This is a genomic window from candidate division TA06 bacterium B3_TA06 (genome assembly GCA_005223075.1).
Lineage (GTDB): Bacteria > Hydrothermota > Tepidihabitantia > B3-TA06 > B3-TA06 > B3-TA06.
This window is the reverse complement of the sequence record NJBO01000014.1, coordinates 1-24985: the sequence shown is the minus strand read 5'-3', so window position 1 is coordinate 24985 and position 24985 is coordinate 1. Positions and strand designations below refer to the sequence as shown.

33 protein-coding genes and 1 pseudogene are annotated in these 24985 nt (G+C 53.3%); 23 read left to right on the top strand and 11 right to left on the bottom strand.

The features are described 5' to 3' along the window. Window position 1: 1 nt before the first annotated feature. Genes CEE36_08490 through CEE36_08475 form a run of 4 tightly spaced genes read right to left on the bottom strand, consistent with a single transcriptional unit; the run spans window position 2 to window position 1687 of the window. Entirely contained in the window at window positions 2-346 is a 345-nt protein-coding gene (locus tag CEE36_08490) for a hypothetical protein (GenBank protein TKJ41343.1), read from the bottom strand. A 2-nt stretch (window positions 347-348) separates the two neighbouring features. Continuing rightward, window positions 349-609, bottom strand: a complete 261-nt coding sequence (locus tag CEE36_08485) for a hypothetical protein (protein TKJ41342.1) — start codon at window positions 607-609, stop codon at window positions 349-351. A 26-nt stretch (window positions 610-635) separates the two neighbouring features. After that, complete coding sequence (locus tag CEE36_08480) at window positions 636-1220, bottom strand: hypothetical protein (GenBank protein TKJ41341.1); 585 nt, start codon at window positions 1218-1220, stop codon at window positions 636-638. Beyond that, window positions 1217-1687 (bottom strand): hypothetical protein, encoded by a 471-nt coding sequence (locus CEE36_08475; protein ID TKJ41340.1) that lies wholly within the window; start codon window positions 1685-1687, stop codon window positions 1217-1219. The genes CEE36_08480 and CEE36_08475 overlap by 4 nt, the downstream gene beginning before the upstream one ends. Before the next feature lie 170 nt (window positions 1688-1857). Here CEE36_08475 and CEE36_08470 point away from each other — a divergent pair, with 170 nt between their 5' ends. The 5 genes and pseudogenes from CEE36_08470 (at window position 1858) to CEE36_08450 (ending at window position 5259) form a co-directional block, all read left to right on the top strand. Beyond that, a complete protein-coding gene (locus tag CEE36_08470; GenBank protein ID TKJ41339.1) occupies window positions 1858-2511 on the top strand; it encodes a hypothetical protein in 654 nt (217 codons plus the stop codon). A gap of 117 nt (window positions 2512-2628) precedes the next feature. Continuing rightward, window positions 2629-3771, top strand: coding sequence for a hypothetical protein (locus CEE36_08465; protein ID TKJ41338.1), 1143 nt, complete (start codon window positions 2629-2631; stop codon window positions 3769-3771). 406 nt (window positions 3772-4177) lie between these two features. Continuing rightward, entirely contained in the window at window positions 4178-4504 is a 327-nt protein-coding gene (locus tag CEE36_08460; protein TKJ41337.1) for a hypothetical protein, read from the top strand. Next, window positions 4501-4710 (top strand): annotated as a pseudogene (locus tag CEE36_08455) (hypothetical protein). Before CEE36_08460 ends, CEE36_08455 begins: the two are co-directional and overlap by 4 nt. A gap of 96 nt (window positions 4711-4806) precedes the next feature. Continuing rightward, on the top strand, window positions 4807-5259 hold the full coding sequence (locus tag CEE36_08450) for a hypothetical protein (GenBank protein TKJ41336.1): 453 nt from the start codon (window positions 4807-4809) through the stop codon (window positions 5257-5259). A 67-nt stretch (window positions 5260-5326) separates the two neighbouring features. Here the strand turns inward: CEE36_08450 and CEE36_08445 are convergent, their stop codons facing one another. The 7 genes from CEE36_08445 to CEE36_08415 form a co-directional block, all read right to left on the bottom strand. After that, window positions 5327-5854 (bottom strand): hypothetical protein, encoded by a 528-nt coding sequence (locus CEE36_08445; protein TKJ41335.1) that lies wholly within the window; start codon window positions 5852-5854, stop codon window positions 5327-5329. Next, the gene (locus CEE36_08440; protein TKJ41334.1) at window positions 5844-6389 is read right to left on the bottom strand and encodes a hypothetical protein; all 546 of its coding nucleotides are present in this window, start codon (window positions 6387-6389) and stop codon (window positions 5844-5846) included. The genes CEE36_08445 and CEE36_08440 overlap by 11 nt, the downstream gene beginning before the upstream one ends. 182 nt (window positions 6390-6571) lie before the next feature. Continuing rightward, a complete protein-coding gene (locus CEE36_08435) occupies window positions 6572-7708 on the bottom strand; it encodes a hypothetical protein (protein ID TKJ41333.1) in 1137 nt (378 codons plus the stop codon). A 31-nt stretch (window positions 7709-7739) separates the two neighbouring features. Further along, window positions 7740-9386, bottom strand: coding sequence for a hypothetical protein (locus CEE36_08430; GenBank protein TKJ41332.1), 1647 nt, complete (start codon window positions 9384-9386; stop codon window positions 7740-7742). Window positions 9387-9529: 143 nt separating this feature from the next. Beyond that, window positions 9530-10072: a hypothetical protein gene (locus CEE36_08425; protein TKJ41331.1), complete on the bottom strand. Its 543-nt coding sequence runs from the start codon at window positions 10070-10072 to the stop codon at window positions 9530-9532. Next, the gene (locus CEE36_08420) at window positions 10069-10626 is read right to left on the bottom strand and encodes a hypothetical protein (protein ID TKJ41330.1); all 558 of its coding nucleotides are present in this window, start codon (window positions 10624-10626) and stop codon (window positions 10069-10071) included. The genes CEE36_08425 and CEE36_08420 overlap by 4 nt, the downstream gene beginning before the upstream one ends. A 31-nt stretch (window positions 10627-10657) precedes the next feature. Further along, on the bottom strand, window positions 10658-11191 hold the full coding sequence (locus CEE36_08415; protein ID TKJ41329.1) for a hypothetical protein: 534 nt from the start codon (window positions 11189-11191) through the stop codon (window positions 10658-10660). 55 nt (window positions 11192-11246) lie between these two features. Between CEE36_08415 and CEE36_08410 the strand changes: the two genes are divergently transcribed. The 18 genes from CEE36_08410 to CEE36_08325 all read left to right on the top strand — a co-directional run. After that, window positions 11247-11522, top strand: coding sequence for a hypothetical protein (locus CEE36_08410; protein ID TKJ41328.1), 276 nt, complete (start codon window positions 11247-11249; stop codon window positions 11520-11522). Then, the gene (locus CEE36_08405; protein TKJ41327.1) at window positions 11519-12286 is read left to right on the top strand and encodes a hypothetical protein; all 768 of its coding nucleotides are present in this window, start codon (window positions 11519-11521) and stop codon (window positions 12284-12286) included. Before CEE36_08410 ends, CEE36_08405 begins: the two co-directional genes overlap by 4 nt. 116 nt (window positions 12287-12402) lie before the next feature. Further along, window positions 12403-13335 carry a hypothetical protein gene (locus tag CEE36_08400; GenBank protein ID TKJ41326.1) on the top strand — a complete coding sequence of 311 codons (933 nt, stop codon included), beginning with the start codon at window positions 12403-12405 and terminating at the stop codon, window positions 13333-13335. 10 nt (window positions 13336-13345) lie between these two features. Next, window positions 13346-14365 carry a major capsid protein E gene (locus CEE36_08395; GenBank protein ID TKJ41325.1) on the top strand — a complete coding sequence of 340 codons (1020 nt, stop codon included), beginning with the start codon at window positions 13346-13348 and terminating at the stop codon, window positions 14363-14365. Then, a complete protein-coding gene (locus CEE36_08390) occupies window positions 14365-14550 on the top strand; it encodes a hypothetical protein (protein TKJ41324.1) in 186 nt (61 codons plus the stop codon). The genes CEE36_08395 and CEE36_08390 overlap by 1 nt, the downstream gene beginning before the upstream one ends. A 1-nt stretch (window position 14551) precedes the next feature. After that, on the top strand, window positions 14552-14992 hold the full coding sequence (locus tag CEE36_08385) for a hypothetical protein (protein ID TKJ41323.1): 441 nt from the start codon (window positions 14552-14554) through the stop codon (window positions 14990-14992). 4 nt (window positions 14993-14996) lie between these two features. Beyond that, window positions 14997-15299 (top strand): hypothetical protein, encoded by a 303-nt coding sequence (locus CEE36_08380; protein TKJ41322.1) that lies wholly within the window; start codon window positions 14997-14999, stop codon window positions 15297-15299. A 20-nt stretch (window positions 15300-15319) separates the two neighbouring features. Beyond that, complete coding sequence (locus CEE36_08375; GenBank protein ID TKJ41321.1) at window positions 15320-16192, top strand: hypothetical protein; 873 nt, start codon at window positions 15320-15322, stop codon at window positions 16190-16192. Window positions 16193-16237: 45 nt separating this feature from the next. Continuing rightward, entirely contained in the window at window positions 16238-16627 is a 390-nt protein-coding gene (locus CEE36_08370; GenBank protein ID TKJ41320.1) for a hypothetical protein, read from the top strand. Window positions 16628-16630: 3 nt separating this feature from the next. Further along, the gene (locus CEE36_08365; GenBank protein ID TKJ41319.1) at window positions 16631-18442 is read left to right on the top strand and encodes a hypothetical protein; all 1812 of its coding nucleotides are present in this window, start codon (window positions 16631-16633) and stop codon (window positions 18440-18442) included. A gap of 11 nt (window positions 18443-18453) precedes the next feature. Beyond that, window positions 18454-18915: a hypothetical protein gene (locus CEE36_08360; protein ID TKJ41318.1), complete on the top strand. Its 462-nt coding sequence runs from the start codon at window positions 18454-18456 to the stop codon at window positions 18913-18915. Window positions 18916-18968: 53 nt separating this feature from the next. Beyond that, complete coding sequence (locus CEE36_08355) at window positions 18969-19262, top strand: hypothetical protein (GenBank protein TKJ41317.1); 294 nt, start codon at window positions 18969-18971, stop codon at window positions 19260-19262. A gap of 165 nt (window positions 19263-19427) precedes the next feature. After that, entirely contained in the window at window positions 19428-21806 is a 2379-nt protein-coding gene (locus CEE36_08350; protein TKJ41316.1) for a hypothetical protein, read from the top strand. An 8-nt stretch (window positions 21807-21814) separates the two neighbouring features. Beyond that, window positions 21815-22456, top strand: coding sequence for a hypothetical protein (locus CEE36_08345; GenBank protein ID TKJ41315.1), 642 nt, complete (start codon window positions 21815-21817; stop codon window positions 22454-22456). A gap of 9 nt (window positions 22457-22465) precedes the next feature. After that, the gene (locus CEE36_08340) at window positions 22466-23065 is read left to right on the top strand and encodes a hypothetical protein (GenBank protein TKJ41314.1); all 600 of its coding nucleotides are present in this window, start codon (window positions 22466-22468) and stop codon (window positions 23063-23065) included. Then, window positions 23055-23495, top strand: a complete 441-nt coding sequence (locus CEE36_08335; protein ID TKJ41313.1) for a hypothetical protein — start codon at window positions 23055-23057, stop codon at window positions 23493-23495. The genes CEE36_08340 and CEE36_08335 overlap by 11 nt, the downstream gene beginning before the upstream one ends. A gap of 2 nt (window positions 23496-23497) precedes the next feature. Beyond that, window positions 23498-24670 carry a hypothetical protein gene (locus tag CEE36_08330; GenBank protein TKJ41312.1) on the top strand — a complete coding sequence of 391 codons (1173 nt, stop codon included), beginning with the start codon at window positions 23498-23500 and terminating at the stop codon, window positions 24668-24670. Window positions 24671-24672: 2 nt separating this feature from the next. Next, on the top strand, window positions 24673-24985 hold a 313-nt coding region (locus tag CEE36_08325; GenBank protein TKJ41311.1), incomplete at its 3' end, for a hypothetical protein.

Genomic DNA, 24985 nt, shown 5'->3' with positions numbered 1-24985 from the left:
ACTACTCAAGCGAGGCTCCCTCTTGGGATGAGGCCTCGCTTTCCTTTGAATCTTGTGGTTCTTGCCTCGATGAGGGGTAAGGTAGATCCTGGAGTTCGGACGCGGCCTTGCCCTGTATGGCGATCGCGTCTATGAGCACGGCGTAGTTTTTTAGATGCAGGATCTGGGCCTCAAGCTCTGCGGCTTGCGCCGAAAGAACGCTCGTCTCGGCATAAACATCGGCGACTTTAGAGAAGGCAAGGCTGTATCCTGCAATGAAGGCCGCCGCCCCTGTGGCCCCAAGCAGAAGCACCACAGAGGCGATGGTTGATATCTTTACCGTGATCGGCGTCTGTCCCTTTGGCATGGTTATCTCTTTCGTCCCAGGGTGCGTGCTGCTTTCCACAGGCCTGCGGCTATCCCGCCTGAGAAAAGCCCTTGCACGAGCGCCGCAATCAGGGGAATAACCTGTTCAACCATACCCGCCTGGGCAAGTAAAAGTTGGATAAGATACAGAAGCGCTCCGAGGGCCACGCCAACCCCAAGGGCTAAAGCGGTGTTTACCCAGCCCTGGGTCTTAAGCCAAACCTTTAGCTTGGCAACGATAGCGGCAACGATCACGCTGCCCAAAAGCGTCACTCCAAACAGGTTAACTGTTAGTTCTTCACCCCACATTGTTCCTCCTTTTTTTGATCTTTACTCTGTTCCTCAGGCCGCCGCCCCATAAGGAGCACCGTCCTTTGGAACCCCTGCAGTCTTTCCGCAAGCCACAGGATCATCTCATGCGTCTCTGCACTTCGGTGCACCCGCTCGCGCGCCGCGTCGGCGAGGTTTACCCACCATATCTCGAATCGCTGGGCCAGCACGTCCAGGTCAAGCAGGAACTCAAGCAGACCACGGCTCATATACTCGTCGATAGAATAGCTTTCTAATACAGGCGGAAAGGGCTTTTCACCCCCTCCTTTATCCTCCCCCATCAAGGGGGAGGATACATCTCTCTCGCCCTTCTCCTTCTGCAGGTGGGAGGCGCGATGAGCCTTTACGCAGCGCATCCTGTTTTCGTTCCAGCGTGTGAGGCGCTCCAGATATGGAAGGACGGCAAAGCAGTCATGGCAGCGAGCCGGGGACATCAGCCGCTTGCGCCTCGTGCAGTAGAAGCTCTGCCGGGAGATGATCCGATCGCGCTCGCGTCGTTTGGCCTCGATTTGAGCCGCTACCTCTGCCACGCTGCGTTCCTTCATCCTCCATTCTCCTTTGGAACGGCGTAGAAGGTCTCGCGCGAGACTCGCTTGACCCCTACGCTCCTTAGCGTCTCGGCATCCAGCCTTCGCAATGCCTGACGATCGATCTCCTGCCTTACACGGATGCAGTCGCCAAGCCCCCTTTGTGCAAGCCTTCGCAGTGTTGTCTTGGGCCTTGAGATCTCAAGCCTCGTCATGAACCTCAGCCCTATCCGGCCTCTAGGCAGGGTACGCGACCTTAAACCATCTGCGTTCTCTCTGAAGAAACACTCTAGCTCCTGCCTGATGTCGGCAATCTCGGACAGGAGCTCAACGCTTTCTTCCCCCACCCTCTCTTCGATCGCCGAGATTCGTTCATCAGCCCTTGCTCTCATCCGCCTCAGACGCCCCTGGAGCCTGGCGATCCGGGCCAGCACCCGGTCCGCGTCCCGCCAGCAACAGAGGTTCTTGATCGCTTCTTTCTTCATTATTACCCCATTACCCCCTTGACATAGGGAGTTTTATGAGTAAAATCACCCAAATGGTTTCAGTCATCGGTCTAATTATAACCCAAACGGGTGACATGTCAAGGTGTTTAGGGCTAAATTGTAACCAATTGGGTGTCTTATGAGCCTTTCCACAGCCGATTGGGGATAAGATGCTTGGAGAACAAACCTCGGACAAGATGGTAGGTCAGCGCATCCGTGCTGCACGGCGAGCGAGGGAGCTTAACCAGGAGGAGCTGAGCGCTCGTTTGGGGATCCACCGCAACTCGCTTGTGCGGTATGAGCGCGGCGAGCGCGGGATTGACGTGGAACTCCTGGTGAGGATCGCACGAGAGCTTGAGGTTTCGCTTCACTGGCTTGTGACCGGTGAGGGTGAGATGGAGCAAGTCCCTGAGGTACCCGAATCCGACCGTTTACCTGTTCGCTGGATTCCGGTGCTTGGTCAGGTGCCTGCCGGGTTCCCTCACTACACGGCTGAGGTGATCCTTGAGTATCTGCCAGTGCCTGCGCCTACCGCAAGGCACCCTCAGACCTTCGCGCTTATAGTTCACGGCGACTCGATGCAGCCGCGGCTTGCAGACGGCGACAGGGTTATCGTATGCCCGGACCCATCGCCTCCTAACCGCGCTATTGTGGTAGTTCTTGTAGATGGCGAGACGACCATCAAGGAGCTCAAGATCACTCAGCATGGAGAAAAGATCGTTCACATCCTTGTTCCTGCTAATCATGACTACCCGCCTCACGTTCTGGGCGAGGACGACCGCATCATCGGCCGCGTGGTGGCGGTGCAAAAAATGTTGGAATGAATCTTCACCCCCACCCTACCCTCCCCCGTCAAGGGGGAGGTGTGTCTAGGGCCTAGTATTACCCCTCCCTTGACGGGAGGGGATTAAGGGGAGGGTGATTAAAACCAGGAGGAGAAAATGGCGAAAGATCAACCTAAATTCCTTGCAGTTTTGCCTTGGCTTAGATTGGCAGAAGAGATCGAAGTCGGGCCGTTTACCTTCTGGCGCTGGCCAAAGGATAGAAACAAATATGTGAATAAACCCCTGATTGGGAAGATAGAGGATACTCTTCATGCTCATTTTAGAGAGACTGGATATAGCTTCAAAAGTAAGAAGTGGTCACTTGATCCCTGCAAGTCGCTTTGCATCGCTAGTCATCGTAAGAGATATTTAAAGAGAGGCCTCTGGTTTAAGGAAGAAGATTTCGAGTGCTTCAGAATGGCGGTGGACTCATTATGTTTATCTACGCTTTTCCAGACGGATATAGTTCGGACTTCCATCGAATCCCAAAAGCCCACTATTAGTTATATCCGATCTTATAATAACTATACCGATTTTAATTGGCACGGGATTCAATTAGGAACCGAGGTTACAGCTCGGCAGCTGAGAACAAGGTATGGGAGTCGATTGATTGGAGAATTTCCACCTATTCCGGTTATAAAACCGAGAGAATGTACGGATGATGAAGTAAAAGGAGATGACTCACTTCTTTCTTCCTTAGGTAAACTTCTGAAATCCCCACTCAACACCTTCACCCGTCGTATTTTCAGAGCATTAGCGCAGTTTAACAGTGCCTACACCGATTATCCTTTGGGTTCCATACTTGCTGAAGTCGTTATTTTGGCGACGGCTTTCGAAATTCTCCTAGATATCCGAAAGCGCAATAAAACTGAAGAACTCAGCCAAAAAATTGAGGAGCTCTTTGCCAAAAATCAACAAATCCAAGAACCTGACACTGGTAAGTCGTGGAAGGTATATTGGATGAGGCAATTCTATAGACTGCGAAACAAAGTAGCTCATGGCAAGGAAATTCATCCGGAGGACCTTGATTGGACGACAAATCCGTATGCTGGTCGCCATATGGAAATTGCAATTTACATCTTCCGGTTAGTTCTTATGAAGTTACTTGTTCGGAGAGGCATCCATGAAGAAACTGACTTGGATATTTATCAGTCGAATAAATTAGATGAGTTTCTCTCGACTGAAATGGAATCTTTTCCTCGTGAGACTAACCTAGACTTCGTTTCCTGGCAAGCAGAGAAGCAATTTGGATCAGATTAAACTTTACTTCCTTCTCAGCGCGATGAAGCAGGGGTCGGCGTCCTCTGAGCCGGTGCAGCGAAGGGCCAGGGGGACAAAATCCTTAGGCACAAGGAAGGGGACGAGCCGCTCCACGAACCAGCCGGCGGCGATTTCTGTGGGCAGGCTGCCGCCGTTCAGTTCGATGAACCGCTCGGCACTCGGTACATAGCCCTGCCCCTAGCTATCCATAGTCTTTGCTCTTCTTTTTCGATTCAAGGGGCTAGGTGCAATGAATCCTTCAGGTTTCTATGGACATCGTCATGATTCAAGGGATAATGGGACATACCGAAAGGAGAAAAATGATATCATACAAAAGAGAGGGGCTTGACACCGCGGCGGATTGTCCTATAATTTCGCCTGATGAGTGGTGAATCGTGGGGCTATCATGAGATCCCGTGCAATCCCTTTAATATCCACGGTTCTACTTAACTATATAAGCATGACTCGTAAGCAAAAAAGGGTCCAATTGCTTTTCCGCAAGCCTGAACCTGCGGATATGCGTTTTGAGACCATAATACACATTTTAGAGGATTGCGGTTACAAAAAAGTGAATGTCGTCGGAGGTCATTTCCATTATATGATAGATAAGGCCCCGAATGAAATAAAAGCAATTCCCACGGAGAAAGGGCGAAAAGTGGGGAAGAACTATTTTAATAAAGTTCGAAGAAACGTTATGCGCTTTTGTCCTGAACTACGTGGAGGTCAAAGATGAGAAGCAAAACCCTAGAGGATTATCTTAAGCATAGGTATACCGTCACACTCATAGAGGAAGAAGATTGTTGGTTTGCAGAAATAGAAGACCTGCCTGGATGTATGACACAAGGAGATACTCGAGAAGAAGCGTTAGAATTAATCGATGACGCTCGTCGTGGATGGATTAAGACAGCCTTCCAAAGGGGGATACGCATTCCCGAGCCTGGAGAAAGAACGCGGGCTTGCGAAGTCCAATATCGGCTTGAAATACAACCAATCCGCGGAAAAGAGCTAGTGCCATCCTACGCGATGGCGGCATAAATGAGCAATACTCAAGCGGGAAAGGATTCCGAGGCAAAAATCCGCAAGGCTTACAACGAACTCATTAAAACCTTGCAACTGGAAACTGTCCGTCTTCATACTGGGAAAGCTGCCTTCGTTGCCAAATTCCCCCCGTCACCTGGGGAGGATTTGCCCCTCTCCCTTGAAAGATCGGCAGAATACAAACCCACCGAGAAGGGGTTTACGGTCAGGCATACGTATAAGCTTGGTGTAGTGAAGGGGGAGTCAGGAAAACACTACGCCCGAATAGAGTGTTCTTTTATAGTGGAGTACCGCTCTGAGAAACCAATGACCGACGAACTGTTTGAGATATTCGAGAAGGTCAATCTTCCCCTCAATACCTGGCCTTACTTCCGAGAGTTTGTTCAGAACTCAACAGTACGGATGGGTCTTCCGCCCTTGGTACTTCCTGTATTTCAAGTCTTCCGGTAATCAAGAATTAAACCTTCAAGCCCCTTGCGGGGCTTTTTATGTTTCCGCTGGTAAGGAAACTTTGTGTCTACTCTTCTTTTCTCAGCGCGAAGTAGCAGGACTCGGCGTCCTCTGAGCCGGTGCAGCGAAGGGCCAGGGGAGTAAACTTCTCGTTTACAAGGAACGGCACTACCCGTTCCACAAACGTCCCGGCATCTATCTCGATCTCCACCGGCAGTGGTTGCCCGTTCGCCTCAAGGAAGCGGTTGCTGTTCGGTCGGTAGCCCTGGCCTTTGGCATCCAGTAACCTTATACTTGCCGGATAGTCAACGCTTCCCTTGCCTTTTTCTGCAGGCATCACCTCGAGTGTGATGAGAACGAAGCGGGTGCCTCTCGGCGCCTTTTCTCTCTTTGTTTGGGTCTCGAGCACCTTTGCTTCCGCGACCTTCATCACCCTGAATTGCAGCGGGCCGCTTTGCGCCCACGAGCCAAGCGCAACCAGATTGGTTTCATCGGGCGGTGGATAATCACCGACCGAGTCAGCCCTCCCACAGCTTACACCAGCTAAAACAGCGAGCAAGAAGAGGGTCTTGAGCGATCCTGCATCAATATTCATACCCGAAGTTGATCTTCCACTGGCCTTCCTCCCGAACCAGCCAGGTGCGGTTTTCTATGCTGACACGGGAGAAGCGATGCGCGCGGATCTCCTGTGCCATCCGTTTTGCGAACCATGCGTCGAGTTTATCTTCGTTACCTTTGTATTTTCTGTATATGTTTTTGCGTCTGGCTTCCTTGGAGAGACGCTCGTCCAGTTCATTCAGGTCAGGTACTCGAAAGCTTACAAGCGTCAAAGCTTCGGCGCCGCGTTGTTCCAGCTCCTCGATGCGGAAGCTAGACTCCGCGCTCCAGGCCTTTCGCAGTTCCCGGGTTCTTAACGTGGGTTTCATGCCGAAGCTTGCGCTTTCCTCGAAAACAGCCTTCGGAATGTTAAAGTGGCTTCTTTTGGAAAGCATCCGGTAGGCGGATTCGGTTTTACCGTCGATTACGGCCTGCCAGAACCGGGTCGTTGCCTCACGGATTGCTTCCTTCTCGTTAAAACAGGCAACCGTAAGCAAAAACACGGCACTAGCCCACAAAAGGATCCGTTTCATTCAATCCTCCTCTGATTTGCTTGCCGATACTATAATCGGATTGGCGAAAAAATCAAGCACCCTACACGTTAGTTGTCGTTGTCAATGTGGAACCGAGTGCCTCTTGATCCCATTTTACGGACTACCTTTCGAGAAGAACAGGATCCGTTGCGATCTTTTCGCTTTTAGCGAAAAGGAGCATTTCATCGTATCATAACGACCTTTGCGAAGCGGCTGAACCGGGGGGTAGTTATACGTATGAAGTAAAGCCCTGCCGAAAGCTTGCGGCCTGCGTCGTCGGTGCCGTCCCAGGTTACAGTATGGGTGCCTGCATCTTGACTGTCGGAGACCAGCGTCCTTACCAGCTGGCCGGTGACGTCGTAGACCTTTAGGGAAATTGGACTGGAAGAAGGCAAGGTGTAGGTGATTACAGGTTCGGGTGTAAGTTGAGCAACTTCCAGTCGATGGCCGGGCACATCAGGAGAAGCCTCAGCCACGCCTGGCCCCTGGCTGTACTTTACGGTCGCATAGTCAACCAAGTTTCCTGAAGCGTAGCTCGAGCCTGTAACATAGACGTTGCCTGCATCGTCTATTCCTATGGCATTGGCTCTATCCACGTCGCTTGCCGGTCCGTTGTACCGGGCTGCCCATTGCTGGACGCCTGAGGAGCTGTACTTTACGGTCGCATAGTCATCGTCGGTTCCTGAACCGTAGCTGTGGCCTGTAACGTAGACGTTGCCTGAGCCGTCCAGGGCTATGGCACAGGCTTCATCTATGCTGCTTGGCGGACCGTCGTACCGGGCTACCCATTCTTCTACACCGGAGGAATTATACTTGACGGTCGCATAGTCTATGGCGGTTCCTGAACCGTCGCTGTGGCCTGTAACGTAGACGTTGCCTGCATCGTCAACCGTTAGGGCATAGGCAAGATCAATACCGCTTCCCGGACCGTCGTACCGGGCTACCCATTCTTCTAAACCGGAGGAATTATACTTGAAGGTCGCATAGTCCCAGTCGGTTCCTGTAACGTAGACGTTGCCTGCACCGTCAACCGCTATGGCATAGGCTTCATCCCATCCGCTTGCCGGATCGTCGTACCTGGCTACCCATTGCTGGACCCCTGCGGAGCTGTACTTTACAGTCGCATAGTCACCGCCGCTCCGGCCTGTAACGTAGACGTTGCCTGCATCGTCTACTGCTATGGCATTGGCTCTATCCATGCGACTTTCCGGACCGTCGTACCGGGCAACCCATTCTTCGGTGACTTGGGCCGCAAGGGTGATTGCAAAAAGGAGCATCGCTAACCCTGCAAGGGATGTGTTAGCACGTTGTTTGATCATGTCTCCTCCTTATTGTTATAGATTTGTATCCCTACCTCACCACCACCAATTTTCCGGTTGCGCGGTAGTCTGCAGTCTCAAGCAAGACAAAGTAAAGCCCTGCGGACACCTGCTGGTTTGAGTCATTCCTCGCATCCCAGCAAGCGGTATGAGTGCCTGCCTCTTGATTTCCTGAGACCAGCGTCCTTACCAGCTTGCCGGTAACGTCGTAGACCTTTAGGGAGATTGAACTGGAAGAAGGCAAGGTGTAGGTGATTACAGGCTCGGGTGTAAGTTGGGCAACTTCCAGTCGATGGCCGGGCACGTCAGGAGAAGCCTCAGCCACACCCGGCCCCTGGCTGTACTTGATAGTCGCGTAGTCGTAGCTAGTACCTTCACCCATGCTATAGCCTGTGACATAGACATTGTCTGAATTGTCTACCGCTATTGCAACGGCCGCATCATCGTCGTTCCCCGGACCATTGTATCGAACAATCCACTGTTCCTCGCCAGCTGAATTATACTTGATTGTCACATAGTCATACTCGGTGTCTTCAAACTGGCTCGTGGCTGTTATATACACGTTGCCTGAACCGCCCACTGCGATGGTGGGTCTGAGTTCATCAGCGAAGTCTGCAGATACACTGTAGCGTGCAACCCATTGCTCGACCCCTGATGAGTCGTACTTTACGGTCGCATAGTCAAAGTCGGTTCCTGAACCGTAGCTATAACCTGTAACGTATACGTTGCCTGAGCCGTTCAGGGCTATGGCATAGGCTTCATCTATGCTGCTTACCAGACCATCGTACCGTGCAACCCATTGCTCGACCCCTGATGAGTCGTACTTTACGGTCGTATAGTCTTTACCGGTTCCTGAACCGTCGCTCTCACCTGTAACGTAGATATTGCCTTTATCGTCTATTGCCATGGCCCAGGCGGCATCCACGTCGCTTGCGGGTCCGTCGTACCGGGCAACCCACAGCTCGGCGCCTGAGGGGCTGTACTTTATGGTAGCATAGTCCGGGTGGGTTCCTGAACCGTCGCTCCAACCTGTAACGTAGACGTTGCCTGCACCGTCTACTGCTATTGCATTGGCTATATTCCGGCCGCTTACCGGACCGTCGTACCGGGCAACCCACTGCTCTTCTCCATTAGGGCTATACTTTACGGTCACATAGTCATAGCCAAAGAAGTCTAAACCGTAGCTGTAGCCTGTAACGTATACGTTACCTGCATCGTCAACCGCTATGGCAGTGGCATAATCTCCATAGCTTTCCGGTTCGTCGTACCGGGCTGCCCATTCTTCTACACCTGAGGAATTATACTTGACGGTCGCATAGGTGGTTCTTGAACCCCAGCTGTCGCCTGTAACGTAGACGTTGCCTGCAGCGTCTATTGCTATGGCCTTGGCATCATCCCCATAGCTTGCCGGACCGTCATACCGTGCTACCCATTGCACTGTACCAGATGAGTTGTACTTGACGGTCGCATAGTCATCTAAGGTTCCTGAACCGTCGCTGTAGCCTGTAACGTAGACGTTGCCTGAATCGTCTATTACCATGGCACGGGCTTCATCCCGGCCGCTTGCCGGACCATCGTAACGGGCTACCCATTCTTCGGTGACCTGGGCCGCAAGGGTGGTTGCAAAAAGGAACAACGCTATCCCTGCAAAGGATGCATTAGCACGTTGTTTTGTCATGATTCCTCCTTGTTATTCAATTTTATTTAAGCAATTTTCATGCCAAACCGGATCAAAAGATAAGCCGCTATATTGCGTAAGATCTATTAGGAGCGTTTCTGAAAGAAGGCGAGAGAATTATCTAAAAGGATAACACCAATTGATTAATCTTCCTCACGGAAGACAATGTGCCACTCGGCGTCTTCCTTCACAAGCTGGGTGTTTTCCTGTATCTTCACAACAGAAATCTCAGCCTTTTTCAGGGCCTCGGTTTGGGCGCGGATCATGAAGATGGCGTATTCGTGCCCTTCAAGCCCCAGGCGCTTGGCCTCGGCGTATGCCTCGTCCTGGAACCACGACGGGTCCGGGAGCGTAAGGATAAGGGAGACGATCGCTTTCTTGCGCTTAACAGAGACGTTGCCTGCCTCTATCCGGGTGTTGGGGTAGTAAGCCTTCCAGTACTCCTGAACCTCGAGGAGGTTGGATGGGCCGAACCCTACCTTTCGTGCGTACTCCCCGTAAGTAAGCGTCCCCCGACTTTTTTTATCCAGCATGTTGTATGCGGAGCGGATCTGGCCTTTGAATAGGTAATACCAGTATCGCTCTGCCCGTTGGCGCACGATTGGGGCCTCGTCCTCCCGCGGACATCCGGCAAGCACAACCGCAATAAGTGCCGCGCCCACAAGCAACAATAAATTACGCTTCATTTCTCCTCCGGTTTGTATTCATATACAAGACGCCACCCGCCGCACTCATATTGAAGTTTCAGGGAAAGATGCATCAGAAGCGTCATGTAGCGATGATCTTTCAGGGCGGATGCGAGTTTTCGCAGCAGCCAGTGTTTTCGGGCAAGCGAGTCGGAAGGCTCAAATAGGGAGTCGGCTTTGGGCGTAAGCTTTTCAACAAGCATCGGCAACCCAGGCAGGGTGAGCAGAACGTCAACCCAGGCCGTGTCAGCGGTGATTTTAACCGTTCCCACGCTTACATCGCAGAGAGTGGTGTAGGCTTCCCAGAAGCTGTCCTTGACCGGTGAGTGGTCGATCCCAAAGGCGATCCCCGCCGCATACTCCCCCAAACTTATCCTGCGGCGGCTCTCTCGGGCAAGCATAGAGTAGGCCCTTTTTGCCTTCCCTGAGAATACAGCCTGCCAGTAGTCGGTGACCATAACCTCAGCGCTTTGCTTGTCCTTCTTGGCGCAACCCGAGACAAGCAGCGTTCCAAGAATCAAAAGCGCACCAACTACACGGGGGATATGCTTCATGACCCGAAGGATACAGCCAGGTGCTCGTTCGTCAACCCTCTCCGAATACTAATCGCCACCGGTTATCTACAAGAACCCACCTCATCTTGAGCCGTAACTCCTGGGTAGGGAGGCGGTTCTCCTCAAGCGCTGTTGTCATCTGTGCTAGAATCCAGGCTTCTTCATCATCAACTTCAATCTCGCCGGAGGCCAACTGCGCCTGTAGGTCTGTCTGGAACGTTGCTAAAGCCGGCACGAGTAGTATGACGTGGACCGTGGCTTCCTTGCGCTTTGCCTCTATCCCGAGGATGGTTAGTTTTGCTTTTGAGGCAAAGGCCTCTCTGAACTCGTCAACTCCTTCGCCGTCAAGCGCTACGAACCTCATCGCCTCGCTGAACTCCTGGAGAGTAACGCTGACCCGTGAGCTATCAGAAAGCATCCCGTATGCTTCTTGTATGTGGCCTTCAAGCACCGCCTGCCAGTATTTCTGGGTCAGTTCCTTAAGCACAGGCTCTGGGTCTTCGCTACAGGTTGCGAGTCCCAAAGCCACAATTCCTGCAAGCAGCAGCCAAATATTCCTCTTCATCGGTTTCTCCTAACGCTCTTGTTAAGATATGCGAACTTTGCCGGAAGTCAAGCATATGCACCCCAAGCAAACGCTTCACGTTTGCTTGGGGACCCCGAAAATTTATGCTCCTTTTGCCCTTCGGGCAAAAGATCGCAATAAAGATAAGAACGAGGCAACCGATAGGTTCTTCTGCGATCTTTTCGCTTCGAGCGAAAAGGAGCTTTTATTTGGGGCCCCCATTCGAACGGTTCCGTTCGAATGGGGTATTAATTCGTCAGGTTTCTATTGTGTTCTTCACAAACCCCATCACAATATGATCATGTTAAAGAGGAAGGAGGTCAGTGGATGACTCCTAAAAAAACACAACTAACGCCGCTTGAGGAGCTTAGCTTTGCCCCCACGGATTATCCCTGGGACGCGCAGGTGGCAGCGAAGCGTCTCGAGGAGGCTTTCGGTTGGGCAGCGCTTGCGGCTTACTCCCTCTGGATCGACACCTCAGCCGATTCGGAGTCCTTCGAGGCCTACCCGATGCTTGTGGTCGATCTTGTGGATGGCGAGCCGTGCGTGGTCCCTGCAGCACTCAAGGCTGCCAGCGAAGCCCTGACCGATCTAGACGAGGAGACGCGGAGCGCGGTTGAGGATCGCCTGGGCGCTCTAAAGAAACGCCTGGCTCAAATAGAGAAGGCCAGCCAGGAATCACAGACCGCGACTACCGATGCGGGTACTGAAGAGGCAGAAGATGCAAAGAGTGAAGCGGAACCTCAAAGCGAAAGCCAGGTCGATCGGGGTCCCCGCTCGGATACGAAGTATTCGAGTGGGGTAAAAGACGAACGGCTTGCTGAAGCCCAGCGGCTGGTGGATCGCCTGGCGCACCAGGGGCGGCTGCTGCCTGCATGGGGACACAAGGCGCTGGTGGGCTTCATAGCCGGGCTATCACAGGAGAAGAGTCTTTCGCAAGAAGGCTTTGAGCCGATCTCTCCGCTGGATTTCTTCATCGGTCTCATCGAGTCCTTGCCCGCGCTTGTTCCGCTCTCCGAGTTTGCTTCTCCCCAGGCTCGTGTGGATAACTCCTTTGAGGCGTTGGGGCATAAGATAGCCAAGGCCCTCAAGTAAGGCGAGGTGTGATGATGAGGAAGAAGCATCGTTATAAAAACACAACCCCCGGATTCTATCCCGGGGTCCCCGCGAGAAAACAAAGTTTTCTCGTGGGGTGTTAAAGGAGGTTCTAGATGCCTGAAAGCTACGGAGTAACAGAAACACCTTTGTCCCAGGACAAGCTCCTGTCGGGCGACCATCCCCGTGTTGAGCTGCCGGTGACGATTGCAAGCGGCTGCGGGGAGCTTTCCCGCGGAACGCTCCTAGGTCGCAGGCTCTCCAACGGCAAATACGCGCCCATAACCCCTGGAACCACCTACGAGGATCAGGACATCGGTGACGGCACCGGTTCGCAATACACCTTCAGCGGTACGCTTCCCAACCCTGGTGTCAAACCTGGATCGCTGGTAATCAGGGCCTTGATCTCCGACACCGAATACGAGACGTTTACCGATCAGGGCGACGGCACGCTCAAATCCGACGCCACTCCTACTCCCGGCGCCGGCACCATCAAATATGCATCGGGAGAGTATAGCGTGACGTTCAAGACTGCACCGAAGAGTGAGAAAGATATCCTTGCAACCTACATCGGCTCTCTTACCGCGCACACCGGCGAGGATATCGAGACCGACGCCGATGGCAGCCAGAAGGAGTGGAGGAAGTTCCTTTCCTACACCAAGGTCATCGAAAGGACTGTTCGCATCTACACTAATGAAGACCCCGCCAAGGTTCTGCGCGACGATGGGCACGGTAACTTGGTAGGCACGGACGGCCGCGGTTCTATCAACTATGAGACTGGCGAGATCGAAATCGAGTTCGACGATGCACCCGAACTCCACTCTACCATCGATGCCGACTACTGCTCCACCGACGGGACCCACATCTGCCGCGCCATCCTTGCACGCGACATAGACGCCACATCTGAAGATGTCAATACCATAACCTACGTACACGGCGTTTTCAACCCCGAAGGTGTCGTCTGGCCCACAGGCACATCAGATACCCAGAAGCAAGAGATTGCCCGCGACTGTCAAGAGCGCGGCATCTACTTCAAATTCAGTCTCTAGGAGGTAGGAAATGGCTGATCTATTTCACTGGCGTGCTTTAACCACCGCCATCAACGAGATCCCTGCTGCACCATCGTTCCTTACTGACAAGGTGTTCAAGACCAAGGTTCAGGCTTTGGCCGAGGAGATAGACGTTGACGTGGTGATCGGCGGGAAACGCCTGGCTCCGTTCGTCTCACCGGTTGAGGGCGGCATCGTCGTAGCAGAACTCGCACGCAAGATGCAGTCTGTGAGAGCGCCGCGCCTTCGCCCCAAGAAGGTGCTGGCCGCAAACGATCTACTCTCGGTTCGCTCACCCGGAGCAGCACTCTACCTCGGAGAGGGCGGGATCGACGAATACAAGAACCAGCGCATCGGTGTTGAACTTTCAGACCTTAAGAACATGATCGTCCGCACCACCGAGTGGATGGCCTCCCAGGCCCTTCAGGGCGAGTTGATCGTTTCCCAGGAGAACATCGAGTTCAAGATAGACTACCTGTTGCCGGAGAGCCACAAGCCTGCCCTTACCACGGGCAACTACTGGGACGAGACCACCTCCGATCCTGTGCAGGACATCCTCACCTGGAAGCGGCTCATCTCATCCGACACCGGCTACTCGGCTGACGTGGCCATCGCCGGCACCGACGCGATTGACGCCCTGTTGGGTCACTCCAAGGTGCGCGAGATTCTCAACTACCGCCACTTCAACGTGGGCGAGATATCGGTGGGGCGCTCCAACTACATCGGTCGTTTGGTGGGTGTGGACATCTACGAGTACGACGCCACCTACACCGACTCTGCGGGCGCAAGCCAGAACTTCATCGATCCGAAATCCTTCATCATGGTGGCCTCAGAGGGTCCGTTCCGCATGCACTACGCGTTGGTCTACGACCTGGACAACGCAGTTGCCGTGGCCCAGCCCTTCTTCGCCAAGAGCTGGACCGAGGCCGATCCATCAATGCTCTGGCTTCTTGCCGAGTCCCGTCCCCTGCCCGTTCCCCACTGGCCCGAGTGTATCGTTTACTGCGAGTCAGTAATCGCACCTGAATAATGACTGCCAAGACTTCTCGAACGTCCCGCGCTGTACGTACCTATAAGGTTCAGTTCCTGCGACCGGTGAAGATGGGGGGACGCTGGTATCTTCCAGGCGAAGAGGCTTTGCTCTCGGCTAAGATCGCGCGGGAGTTCGTCAAGCGCGGGCTCGTCGAGAAGCTGAAAGATTCTCGTGGGGGATAAAATGAGATATCTCACAGTAGACGAAGTAAAAGCCGCTGTTCCCACAGACGTTCTGGCTAGACTCACCGACGATGATGTCTCACACTCGATCACCGAGAAGGTCATAGACGATACAAAGATCGAGACCGCGATACTCTGGGCCGAGGCCTACGTTGATGCACAGCTTGCAAAGCGCTACATCGTGCCCTTGGATTTTACCGCAATTCAATCCGAGGGTGCCCGAAATCTGGTGAAGGAGGCCTCACTTCAGATGACCGTCTACCGGCTCTACGCCCGCGTTGAACAGGAAGGAATCGCCAAGGACAAGCGCGAGCTTGCCGACCGCACCCTTACCGACCTTGCCTCGGGCAAGATAGAGCTTGCAGGAGCCGAGGAGCGCGCCCGCGAACGCATCCGCTATAAGGCGCCAAAGCCGCGGTTTTCCGTGAATAAAGAGGATTGACCTTATGGAACGCCACGAGAGTCAAAATCGCTATGGCTTTTTGAGGATGCCCGGCCGTCTCCCAGAGACGAAAGGTTTGCATCTGGCAGGTCTGAGTTCCCCTCCCCTGGTGGGAGGGGATAAAGGGGAGGGGGATCACCCCCACCCTACCCTCCCCCATCAAGGGGGAGGTGGCTGGACGGCTAAAGCAACGAGTAAGGCTGCCAGGATGATACATCCAGGGAACATCTTCCGCTCGGGTCAGATAGCCGGATCGCATCCGGGGTCCCCGCAAGAGCGCGGAGCGACCTTGTGGGGTGTCTTATGAGTCTTCCTTATGGCCCGATTATGCGCGGGCTTGCAGTCTCCTGGTGCTATGATCGAGTTGAAGAAGGCCTGACCGCACTCCAGAATCCTTATCAGGCGATGGTCTTTGCACAGGGCTCCCGGGTCGTGGGTCGCGAGCGCCTTGATCCAAGGGTCGCCACCCTCAGCCAGGGACCAACCGCGGTCCTGCACGTGGGACAGGTCGCGCTCTACAACGCTCAAGGCTACGGCGGGCCTGAGGTGATCTACAGGAACGGAGCAGACGGTATCGTCCATACCGGAACGGGCATGGGAAAAGATAAGGTGAGCATCGACGGCAACCACTCCGGAAACAACTCCTACGTGATAGAGATCACCGAGTCAGGCGAGGTTGGCTCCGGCGGCAAATATGAGCTTAGCAAGACCCCGTGGACAGGCTCGGAGTGGGGTGAAGAGGAGGTAGTCTCCTCCGGTTCAATCCCTTCCGACGGTAAGATAGAGGTGGGCAACGACTCGACATTTGTCTTCCAGCTCAACGAAAACGTTGTCCAGGGCGACACCTACTCATGGGAGACCGAGGCCTACAGGGTGACCAACCAGCAGATTCGCAACGCCACTGTACCCATAACCGCCGAGATCGAGACAGTCAACGAAGAGGAGATTATCGGTTCGGGCGGGTACCTCGATCAGCTTATGCTCATGTTTGCCCGCAAGAAGCTTGCAGCCGAGCTCTACGACGGCCACTACGAGGAGGTCACCGAGGAGATGAACGGAATGAGCGTTACCTCCTACATCGAGAACGAACAGACCCTTTATCGGATCGATCTGGTGGTTCATTACTCGGGCAAGGTGTTCATGGCCGAGGTCTCGCCCTTGATCACGAGGATGGAATACGATGAACCGGACATCCCTTAAGAACGAGGGGAGAGGATGAATAGAACAACGAAAGGAGGAAAAGCTATGGCAGAAGAAGATCGCTACAGCGTGGCGGAATTCGCAAGGCGCTACAAGCTTTCGGAAAAAGAGCTGCCGGCGTTTTGCGAGCTGTTTGGGGTGAGCCAAGACACCGTTCTTACCCGGGAGGAGTTCAAAGGCATGCTTGCACGTTTTGAATCCTCCGGGGGCGTTGAGGAACCCCCACAACCAACCCAAGAGCCTCAGAGAGAGGCCAAGGAGGAAGAAGTGGCTAAAGAAAAGAAACAGCCTCTCAGCCGGTGGGCGCAGGAGCGAAAGCTGACGCGCCCGCGCGTAGCGGTGCTCAAAAACGCCATGGGCTGGGACGAGCAGACGAAGATCACCGAGGCTGAACTTCAGGCCGCAATCAACAAACACCTTCTCAACAAGGAGTAACAGATGCCTATAAAAGATTTACCCGGCTACTATCCTACGATCAAGGAAGGCGGGCTTGGCGTTTTGCCCCCCTCGCTGGCCGGACTGTTCTGCCTCATAGGAACGTCAGAGCAAGGCACAACGGACACTAAGTTCACGGGCGATGCAGGCGACGTTCTGGATGAGTACGGCTACGGCACGCTTACCGAACACGCCTACGATGCGTTCTGCGCCGGTGCAAGCCAGATAGGCATCGTTCGCGCGACCGCGGCCAAAGTTGAAACCGATATCACCGTGCCGGAGCACAAGATTTACGGCAAGCCGACCGGCGAAGGCGGCGGCGGGGGCAAGGCCGTAGTGGCTACCGGCTACGCTTCTCCGCACACGCAGGTCGGCTACAACCGCCGGTATCGGCTCCGCATCGTCAAGGGCGGCTCCCTTACTACCGCCACCTATCAGGTCTCGGCAAACAACGGCCTTACCTGGAGCGCGGAAAAAGCCTTTGCCATCACTACCGCAGAACCGACGAAAAAGTCCATGATCGAGATGGACAATGGCACGTACATCGAGTTTACCGAAGACACTATCCCTGCCGATAGCTTCGTTGCCGGCGACGAGTACCGCTGGTGGTGCTACGAGCCGCGCGCTACGGAGAACGAGATAATCACCGCGTGCGAAAAGGCCGCCGCATGGAAGGATCCTACGTCGGGAATGGGGTTCGAATATGTCTACGTCTCCAACCTGTCCGCCCAGATATGGAATACCCGCGACCAGACGAACATCACCAGCTTCTGGACAGCGCTCATTACCATCGCCGAGAACCTGTGGACGGACGAACAGCGCCCCATCTTCTTCATCTGCAACGCCCCGTCCATGCTGCCTTTGAAGGATGCCGACGCGCTCGAAGAGGTTGACGATTGGATCGATCTACTCGTTGCCTGCGCCGGAGCCAAGAACTCGGCCCGGCTCGTCGTGAACGCGGCTCAGGCGTCGCTGACCGACGTGCGCGGCAGCCTGCAACTCCGTATGGCCGGCGGTTCTGCCGCAGGGCTCGTCTCCAAGGCGGACCTCCACCACTCCATCGGCTGGGTGCGCTACATGAGCATCGCCAACTCGCTCGCTATCTATCCTTCGAAGCCGATCTTTGCGATAACCGGCGAAGACTCTATCCTTCAGGATGGATTCCTTGCCAAGGCTCCTGTCGTGCCCTGGTCGGTGAAGATAACTACCACTGACGAACCGGTGGTTATTCACGTAGACGGGGGAGACGGTGTACTCTATGATCAGGCTACCGGGACTGCGACTGGCACTATCGAATACGCAACCGGGCATTATTACTTCCTCGTCGCACCGACCGTCCCCACCGCAGACTATGAGTATATCACCAACGCCGAGATGGGACCCTCGAACGTTGCCCGGCTCAACGACGCGCGGTATCTGAGCTTCCGCCACTTCATCGGCTACGGCATCCGATTTACCGACGACTGGACAAGGGCTTCTCCCACCTCGGATTACTACTGCATTCGCAACCGCAGAATAATGGACGAGTCCGTGCGTATGGTAGGCGTGGCGAACATGCCCTACGTTAACTCGCCAGGCATCACCGAGAAGGATATGGCCGCTTACAAGGCCGACCTTTCCCGTCCCCTGGAGGCGATGAAGATCACCGAGGAAGACACCGACAAACCCATCATGGACTATGTGCTGACCCTGCGTCCTGATGCAAACATCTGGTCCAACGGTATCATGCACTGTAAGGTGGAGATAGTACCCACGCCTACCAAGAAGAAGCTCGAGGCCACCTTCCAGCTTAGAACAAAAGTCGAGCAAGGCTAAGGAGGTGAGAGATGGCAGATAGCATCCTTATCAACGGTAAGATCCACGACTGGACCGACGTGGCCATCCAGCTGGGCGGTGAGCCCTATACCGGGATCACCTCGATCAACTGGTCATCCAAGAAGGAAAAGGAGCTTCAGTACGCTGCTGGTTCGGCCCCTCACGGGATCGGCTACGGCCACCGTTCCTACACGGTTGACTTCACCATGACCCTTGAGAGTGCCGCCCGCTTCGAGGCCACGGCCCATGATGAGAGCAAGGACGCCCTTGAATACGCGCCCTTCCTCATCACCGTCGCCTACGCCGACAAGAAGGCGGACGCAGCCGGACTCATCACCCAGGTGTGGAACGTGATAAAGAGCATCGAGATCCACGACGTGGACGTAACCGACATCAGCGAATCATTAGACGAGGGCACGAAGAAGATCGTGCGCAAGTACACGGCAGTTGCCGGTAAGGTGATAGCAAAGTAAAAACTTTGGGGCGGCCCTCGCGGCCGCCCCCTAAAACGCAAAAGGAGAGAAAAATGGCCAAGCAGGAAGAAGCACCAATCACCATCCGTATCGGTGAAGAGACCTACGGCTTCAGGGTGCCGGGGCATGCAGAGATAAAGTTCTACTACGATACCGGTTCGGAGTCTTTATACGAGGCGTCGCGCAACCTGGTTATGACGTGCGCACTGGAAAAGCAAGCGATCAAGAAACTCATTGACGCCAAGCCTGCGCTGGTGCCTCAGATCGCGGTAAACCTGATGCGGGTGGCCGGCACCGGCCTGGAGGTGAAGCTTGAAAATTTTCCCAAGCCCGCCGCAGGCAACTAGACCGTAACGTGGTGCTGCATGCGGAGGCAATGATTAGACACTACTTCGGCTCGGTCCCTGAGAACGAGCGCGAATTCTGGCTTCGATACGGTGAGGCGCTGTGGCTCGAGGAACGCTCCTCCAGGCGCCTCGCCGCCGCTATCGCTAACCTGTTTGGAGGTTAACGTGGGTAAGAATCCAAGTGATGAAATAAATGAACTTCTGAAGAGAGCAAGAAAACTGAACGAGGAATTGAGAAAAATAAAGAAGCTGTTGAGTTCAAGAGAGCGAAGATTCCACCGTGCTTTTTTGGTTACGTTGGATGAGCAACAATACTTATACGCAGTATGCTTTGCCGCCCCCATGAGTGATCCAGTTAGTGCTCGGTCCGTTATTCAAAACGCTATGTTGGTTTCAGATTACTTCAACGACATTTGGATTACCGAGGATTCGCAGGGTAACTTGATCGGATACGGCACAAAAGAAGAGTCACGTATGCATGTTGTGGCTCCTGAGTGGGTATATTTCGAATATTACAACGTTCCCCGTGAAACTGAAGCAGAATACCAAGAGGCATTAGACAAGCTTAGACGAGATGGAATAATTAAAGAGCTAACAGATTTGATTATTGAAGAAGTGGAGTACCTGTATCAGCTTGGGAAGATTTATCGCGACGGACTGAGGGAAATCGAAGATAGACGAATAGAGGCGATTAAAGAACAAGTCCCCCAACCCCAGGCAAGCATTTATACGGGTAAATGGTGGGAAGTTATCAAAAAAGATGCAGAAGTATATGCCATTTTAAAGAAAGGGGTTAAGGATGATGAACAAGCAAAGAAAATCATGTCGATTTCCTTATCGATAGCTTCTATAGTGACATCTTTGGCAATACCAGTGAGTTTGACTGCAACCCTGATAAGCGTTGCTCTTGCTGGTGCAGGAATTGCCGTAACTTGTTCAGCGATGAATGAATGGGCAGATAGAGAAATAAAAGCCGTTGAGAAGGAGTTGGAAGGTACTCTATCTTGGTATGATCTTGAGGGAGACGAGTCAGTAAGAAGTTTTTATGGCGGATACGAAAGTTATGCAGAGGCACAAAAGGTATTTAGAGGGCTCGTGCTTGACCCTTCAGCCCTTGAAATAAGAAATTACCAGATTGAGAGATTTTTACCGTTCATTAAAGATTTGGCAGAGCTTTCCTATTCGGAGTTAGCAAATGAAAATAGATCAAAAGGATTGGGAGATGCTGACCATCGCGCTGGGGGAACAGGTGACTTAGCTTTCGACACAATGGATTGGTGGGCTACGGGTGGGAAAATAAAAGGATACATAAGTGGGCTGATGGCGATTTTATTTGACCAACCTAACCCCCTCATAATGGCATACGAGTTGGCAAAAAAATATGTTTTCCCGGACATATTTACTGATGAAAAAAAGCATAGGGAGCTTAAAAGTGTACTTAGTGAATATGTTGATCAGTCACATTGGCGACTTGTCCCTGACGACAGAGCCATTTACGCCTGGGCAAAGGTGCTGAATTTAACACCCGGCCAGTTTAAATTAATCGCACCTGATGAGGATTTCATTCGGTTGAAAAAGGTTACTTACCATCCTTTGATTGCAGGATTAAAGGAATGGATTAATTTTTTCACCGGGGGGGATCCTGGGAATGAGTGGTTAAATATGTATTACCAGAAGATGCTTTCAGAAAGTGAAGAATTGGGATTAGGAGGAGCTCTTCCAGAGGAACCTGTTGACGCAGGTGTTTTAGCTGCATCTGGTTACGGTGTAACCCAGGGAGTCGCGGCAGCCTCATATACGAGAGGAGCCGATTATACTAGAGGTGGAGGCGAGGTTTCTAGCGCTCCATTCATCCCTACAACTGGCTATGGTGCGGGTTTTCTTGGAATGCCATCGGGTGGTGGTGACACAACCACATCTTCAAGCCTCAGCTTGCCCTCGTTTCCTTCGGTGAGTTTACCCAGTTTGGGTGGGTGGCCTTCTGCGTTGCCTTCCCCAGTCGGACCTGGAGGAACTAAGTCATCAATGGTAGCGGGTATGTTATCTTTGGCCATGTACGGGGCATTCCCTCAGGAAGAGAAAGCCCAAGCGGAACTCGCTAATATGACCCCTGCGGGTGGGGACGGTGCGATGGCATCTGGAGGGTATTTCTTGGGCGGGCTCAAACAGCTGGTAGCTGGTCAGGGAAATGGTAGGGGAGGCTTCAGTCCGGCGTTGGACCTCGGGGCGTTCCTGTTGGCTCCGTTCAAGAATCTCTTACCATCCCAAAGACCATCAGCTCCAGGAAGTAGGGTTGGTAAACTTGCGGAACGACTTTTTCAAGTTCCTCAGATGATGCTAACTGCTTCACCATTAGGGTCTCTCTTCGCCGCAGGAGGGACTGCAGGCAATCTTTTGGGTGGGCTTTCAGAACCTCAACCCCAACCGCAGGTTGTGTACCGGTTTGAGCAGGGCTCGGTGCAGATTCATACCCAGAAGATAAGTCCGGAAAGACTGGGAAATGTATTTATTGATTTCCTCCGTCAGTATTCCCAGGCACAGTAGGTGAGTTTATGGGTTATGCTCAGAATACCAATACCGCTTCCACGCAGACGACGGATCACACCGCTCTTTTAGCCAACTACAGCAAGGAACAGGATGTTCTGTTTGAGGCTCTGGCTAAGGTTATGCCAGGGATGCTGAAAGGTAAGGATAAGAAATTAAGCACGGAACTCGATTTCCCTAAGGAACTGCAGATCCCTAAAGATTTAGATATCGCGCAGGCTGAAGAGAATCTTAAGATAAAGAAAGGCTTGGGAACAGGTTACGAGTGGCAGAAAGCTGAGCTTTCGCCAGAAGAGAAGATGCCACCGGTTGAATATATCCTTTCATATGTAAATAATGGACCCTCAAACAAAGAGGATGCGCCTGTCAAGGTGCTCCAGGATAAGGTTCTGCTTTATGCCATGGAGGAGATTCAACCCTCAGAAGAGCCTTATCAGCGGCCAGAAGTACAAGCAGGTTATCCAGAGAGAGGAGCAAGCCGAGTTGGCCCCGACAGTTATGGCAGGGAGTGGTACGCTTCTTCGGAGCCTAGATTTGATGTGGATGCTGAGGCGGTCGAGATTATAGAGGAAGAGTTGAGTGAAAAGGAATGCGAAAAGTTATTGACAACTTTTCTTGGACAACTTTCCCGCGAAGCAAGTAAGGTTTAGGAGGTATGAATGCCTAAGGATAGTCCAGAAAGCCAGGGTTCGGCTACGGCGGTTCGATTCAACAGCTTCCGCTCCGGGATGTTCTACACCCGCACGGATTACCTGGTACTTGAGGCGCCCAAAGCAGGGAATAGGGTAACCATCCCATTCCCCTGCCAGATAACGGTCAACGGGCGTTGCAAGGTGGTGGTGACCGAGGTCGACGGCCTTGTGGATACGGTCAAGGAGGACATGGGGTTCTCAGGTTACAACCTTTCGATCTCGTTCGAGGCAGGGGACTACGCACTGCCTCCCATAGAGGGCGATTTCGTAAGTGCCCACCAGGTTATCGATGAACTGGCCAATCTTGTTCACACACACAAGGGGGAGGTCACGCTCATCGAAAGTGCCACGGTGTATCGCAATGAGCAAGGCCAGATGGACCCTCAACAATCCCTTCTATGGGCGCTGGAGATTCAGTACGTGGTGCTGCAGTCAATAGACATAAAGCCTACAAGGAATCACCGCTATCAGGTTACGCTCAGCGCTGTGGCCGAGATGGACCGAGATGTCAATCTCTTCCCCCTCAAGAAGGACTATGAAACGCAGGAGGAGAGTAGTGGAGCATAATTCTGAAAGAGGTTTCTTCCACCCCCTCAATCAGGGTGAGGATATCTGGCTTCTTGCCGAGCTTTACTACGGGGATGCCTCGCTTTGGTGGGTGATCTATCATGCTAACCTTGATCGCTTCGGCGACGATCCAGAGTATACGGCACCCGGGCTTGAGGTCTTTATACCTTACCTTGAGGTCTCCGAGCAGCAAGGGAAGGTTCCGGGGTTCCTGGCCCAGGTTGCCCTCAACCCCTCCTACGATCCCATGGTTCTTTTGGCTGCCGATCGCTACGGCGACCCAACGCTTTGCTTTGATCTTTATGCCTACAACCGCTGGGATGCGGATCACGCAGCACAGGCCGGGGACAGGATCCTCTACTTTGCGCGTGCACGTAAGCCCGAGATGCGTATGGCTGAACGCTGGCGCTCAATCTTCTATCGGGGGTAGTGATGGCGGTGCTGCTTCCAACGTTTGAAGTAAAGATCATCTCTTCATCGGACGAGGTGCGCTATGTTCAAGCTATATCCCAGATTACCGTCAATCTTTCGTCCGAGAAGCCCTGCGACAGTGCGGAGGTACACGTACCTGCCACCAAGAAGATCGAGGATCTTGAATTTCTTAAACCCGGCAAAGAAGGATCTCAGATAGAGATAGGCTTTGGCTATATCGGTGAGAATGCGGAGAAGGCGACGGTTTTTGTGGGGGTTATCGATTGGATCTCACCTGACCTGCCGCTTGTGATCAAGGCTGAGGACGCCTTTACGAAGGCGAAACGCAAATACTTCACCGAGACCTACTGTAAGGGAGGCAAGCGTCTCTACTACAGCGAGATAGCTCAGGATGTGCTGTCCCGGGCCGGGCTTACGGATTATTGTATGCCTGCTGCCGAGACCGACCTTGACGCCAGGCCTCGTTCCATGGAGTTCAAGAACCAGACCGTTGCCCAGGCCATGGCCAAGCTTTCGGAGGAGATTCAGTGGGTTCACTTCTGCATACCGGGTACCGAGAGGGTATACTTCGGCCCTGATTGGCCCTACCTGCGCCGCTACCTTCCTATCTCAGGCCCTCCCATCTCTAAAGTGCTTCTTTATCGCATAGGCTCCGGCCGTGAGCGCTCAAACTACGAGGCGGGCAGTAAATTCTCACCCTCATGGGGTAACATTATCTCGGCTGGCAGTCTCAAATACCGCACCGACAAACCTTACAGCAAGGCCATCTGCAATCTGGTGGACCGCGAGCAGCAGAATAAATCCGTGAAGGGGGAGTATCCGGAGACAGAAAAAGAGTATAAAACCGAGAAGGTGAAGGAGGGACAGGAGTTCAGCTTCACGCGGATCTATTCATTTGATCAGGGCAAGAAGGAGGCCGAGGATCGAGCCAAGGAATTGGCGAAGAGAAAGTTCCACGAACTCAACGCCGCCCAGTATGAGGGCAGCTTCACTACGTTCGGTAATCCCAAGCTTTCACACTCCCACAGATTCTGGCTTGAGTCGGCCGAGCATCCTAGCCGTAACGGTTACTACGAAGCCAAGGCGGTGACCTTTAACTACTCGCCCCAAGGGGGCTTCCGGACGACGGTTGAGGTTCGCAAGCCGCCGGATGAACTTCTACCTAAGGAGTAATAATGAATGACGTAAGGAAACTTTTTGCCGAGCTTTCAGATAAGGGCATTGACGATGCAATCATAGGCACTGTGGAGGCGTGCCAGCAGACGACACCTGCAGGCTGGGCGTTGCCCGATCGCATACACGGGTTCTGGTGTGACGTGCAGCCTGAGAAGGAGTCCGAGACGCTCTTGCAGCACGTTCCCATGCCGTTGCGGGTTCTCAACAGGGAGGGCGACAAGGACCTGGGGTTCATCCTGGTTCCTGAGAAGGACACCGAGGTTCTGGTTACCTGGGTGGACGGCAGGCCTACAATCGAGGCGTGTCAGCGCT

What these genes read in the sequence shown, in the direction of transcription:
- CEE36_08360 (TKJ41318.1), top strand. Translation starts at nt 18,454, where the DNA reads ATGGCAGATAGCATCCTTATCAACGGTAAGATCCACGACTGGACCGAC.
- CEE36_08365 (TKJ41319.1), top strand. Translation starts at nt 16,631, where the DNA reads ATGCCTATAAAAGATTTACCCGGCTACTATCCTACGATCAAGGAAGGC.
- CEE36_08465 (TKJ41338.1), top strand. Translation starts at nt 2,629, where the DNA reads ATGGCGAAAGATCAACCTAAATTCCTTGCAGTTTTGCCTTGGCTTAGA.
- CEE36_08435 (TKJ41333.1), bottom strand. Translation starts at nt 7,708, where the DNA reads ATGATCAAACAACGTGCTAACACATCCCTTGCAGGGTTAGCGATGCTC.
- CEE36_08340 (TKJ41314.1), top strand. Translation starts at nt 22,466, where the DNA reads ATGCCTAAGGATAGTCCAGAAAGCCAGGGTTCGGCTACGGCGGTTCGA.
- CEE36_08415 (TKJ41329.1), bottom strand. Translation starts at nt 11,191, where the DNA reads ATGAAGAGGAATATTTGGCTGCTGCTTGCAGGAATTGTGGCTTTGGGA.
- CEE36_08490 (TKJ41343.1), bottom strand. Translation starts at nt 346, where the DNA reads ATGCCAAAGGGACAGACGCCGATCACGGTAAAGATATCAACCATCGCC.
- CEE36_08475 (TKJ41340.1), bottom strand. Translation starts at nt 1,687, where the DNA reads ATGAAGAAAGAAGCGATCAAGAACCTCTGTTGCTGGCGGGACGCGGAC.
- CEE36_08390 (TKJ41324.1), top strand. Translation starts at nt 14,365, where the DNA reads ATGACTGCCAAGACTTCTCGAACGTCCCGCGCTGTACGTACCTATAAG.
- CEE36_08470 (TKJ41339.1), top strand. Translation starts at nt 1,858, where the DNA reads ATGCTTGGAGAACAAACCTCGGACAAGATGGTAGGTCAGCGCATCCGT.
- CEE36_08480 (TKJ41341.1), bottom strand. Translation starts at nt 1,220, where the DNA reads ATGAAGGAACGCAGCGTGGCAGAGGTAGCGGCTCAAATCGAGGCCAAA.
- CEE36_08420 (TKJ41330.1), bottom strand. Translation starts at nt 10,626, where the DNA reads ATGAAGCATATCCCCCGTGTAGTTGGTGCGCTTTTGATTCTTGGAACG.
- CEE36_08405 (TKJ41327.1), top strand. Translation starts at nt 11,519, where the DNA reads ATGACTCCTAAAAAAACACAACTAACGCCGCTTGAGGAGCTTAGCTTT.
- CEE36_08330 (TKJ41312.1), top strand. Translation starts at nt 23,498, where the DNA reads ATGGCGGTGCTGCTTCCAACGTTTGAAGTAAAGATCATCTCTTCATCG.
- CEE36_08425 (TKJ41331.1), bottom strand. Translation starts at nt 10,072, where the DNA reads ATGAAGCGTAATTTATTGTTGCTTGTGGGCGCGGCACTTATTGCGGTT.
- CEE36_08440 (TKJ41334.1), bottom strand. Translation starts at nt 6,389, where the DNA reads ATGAAACGGATCCTTTTGTGGGCTAGTGCCGTGTTTTTGCTTACGGTT.
- CEE36_08345 (TKJ41315.1), top strand. Translation starts at nt 21,815, where the DNA reads ATGGGTTATGCTCAGAATACCAATACCGCTTCCACGCAGACGACGGAT.
- CEE36_08410 (TKJ41328.1), top strand. Translation starts at nt 11,247, where the DNA reads ATGCACCCCAAGCAAACGCTTCACGTTTGCTTGGGGACCCCGAAAATT.
- CEE36_08370 (TKJ41320.1), top strand. Translation starts at nt 16,238, where the DNA reads ATGGCAGAAGAAGATCGCTACAGCGTGGCGGAATTCGCAAGGCGCTAC.
- CEE36_08450 (TKJ41336.1), top strand. Translation starts at nt 4,807, where the DNA reads ATGAGCAATACTCAAGCGGGAAAGGATTCCGAGGCAAAAATCCGCAAG.
- CEE36_08385 (TKJ41323.1), top strand. Translation starts at nt 14,552, where the DNA reads ATGAGATATCTCACAGTAGACGAAGTAAAAGCCGCTGTTCCCACAGAC.
- CEE36_08445 (TKJ41335.1), bottom strand. Translation starts at nt 5,854, where the DNA reads ATGAATATTGATGCAGGATCGCTCAAGACCCTCTTCTTGCTCGCTGTT.
- CEE36_08460 (TKJ41337.1), top strand. Translation starts at nt 4,178, where the DNA reads ATGAGATCCCGTGCAATCCCTTTAATATCCACGGTTCTACTTAACTAT.
- CEE36_08395 (TKJ41325.1), top strand. Translation starts at nt 13,346, where the DNA reads ATGGCTGATCTATTTCACTGGCGTGCTTTAACCACCGCCATCAACGAG.
- CEE36_08380 (TKJ41322.1), top strand. Translation starts at nt 14,997, where the DNA reads ATGGAACGCCACGAGAGTCAAAATCGCTATGGCTTTTTGAGGATGCCC.
- CEE36_08400 (TKJ41326.1), top strand. Translation starts at nt 12,403, where the DNA reads ATGCCTGAAAGCTACGGAGTAACAGAAACACCTTTGTCCCAGGACAAG.
- CEE36_08355 (TKJ41317.1), top strand. Translation starts at nt 18,969, where the DNA reads ATGGCCAAGCAGGAAGAAGCACCAATCACCATCCGTATCGGTGAAGAG.
- CEE36_08375 (TKJ41321.1), top strand. Translation starts at nt 15,320, where the DNA reads ATGCGCGGGCTTGCAGTCTCCTGGTGCTATGATCGAGTTGAAGAAGGC.
- CEE36_08430 (TKJ41332.1), bottom strand. Translation starts at nt 9,386, where the DNA reads ATGACAAAACAACGTGCTAATGCATCCTTTGCAGGGATAGCGTTGTTC.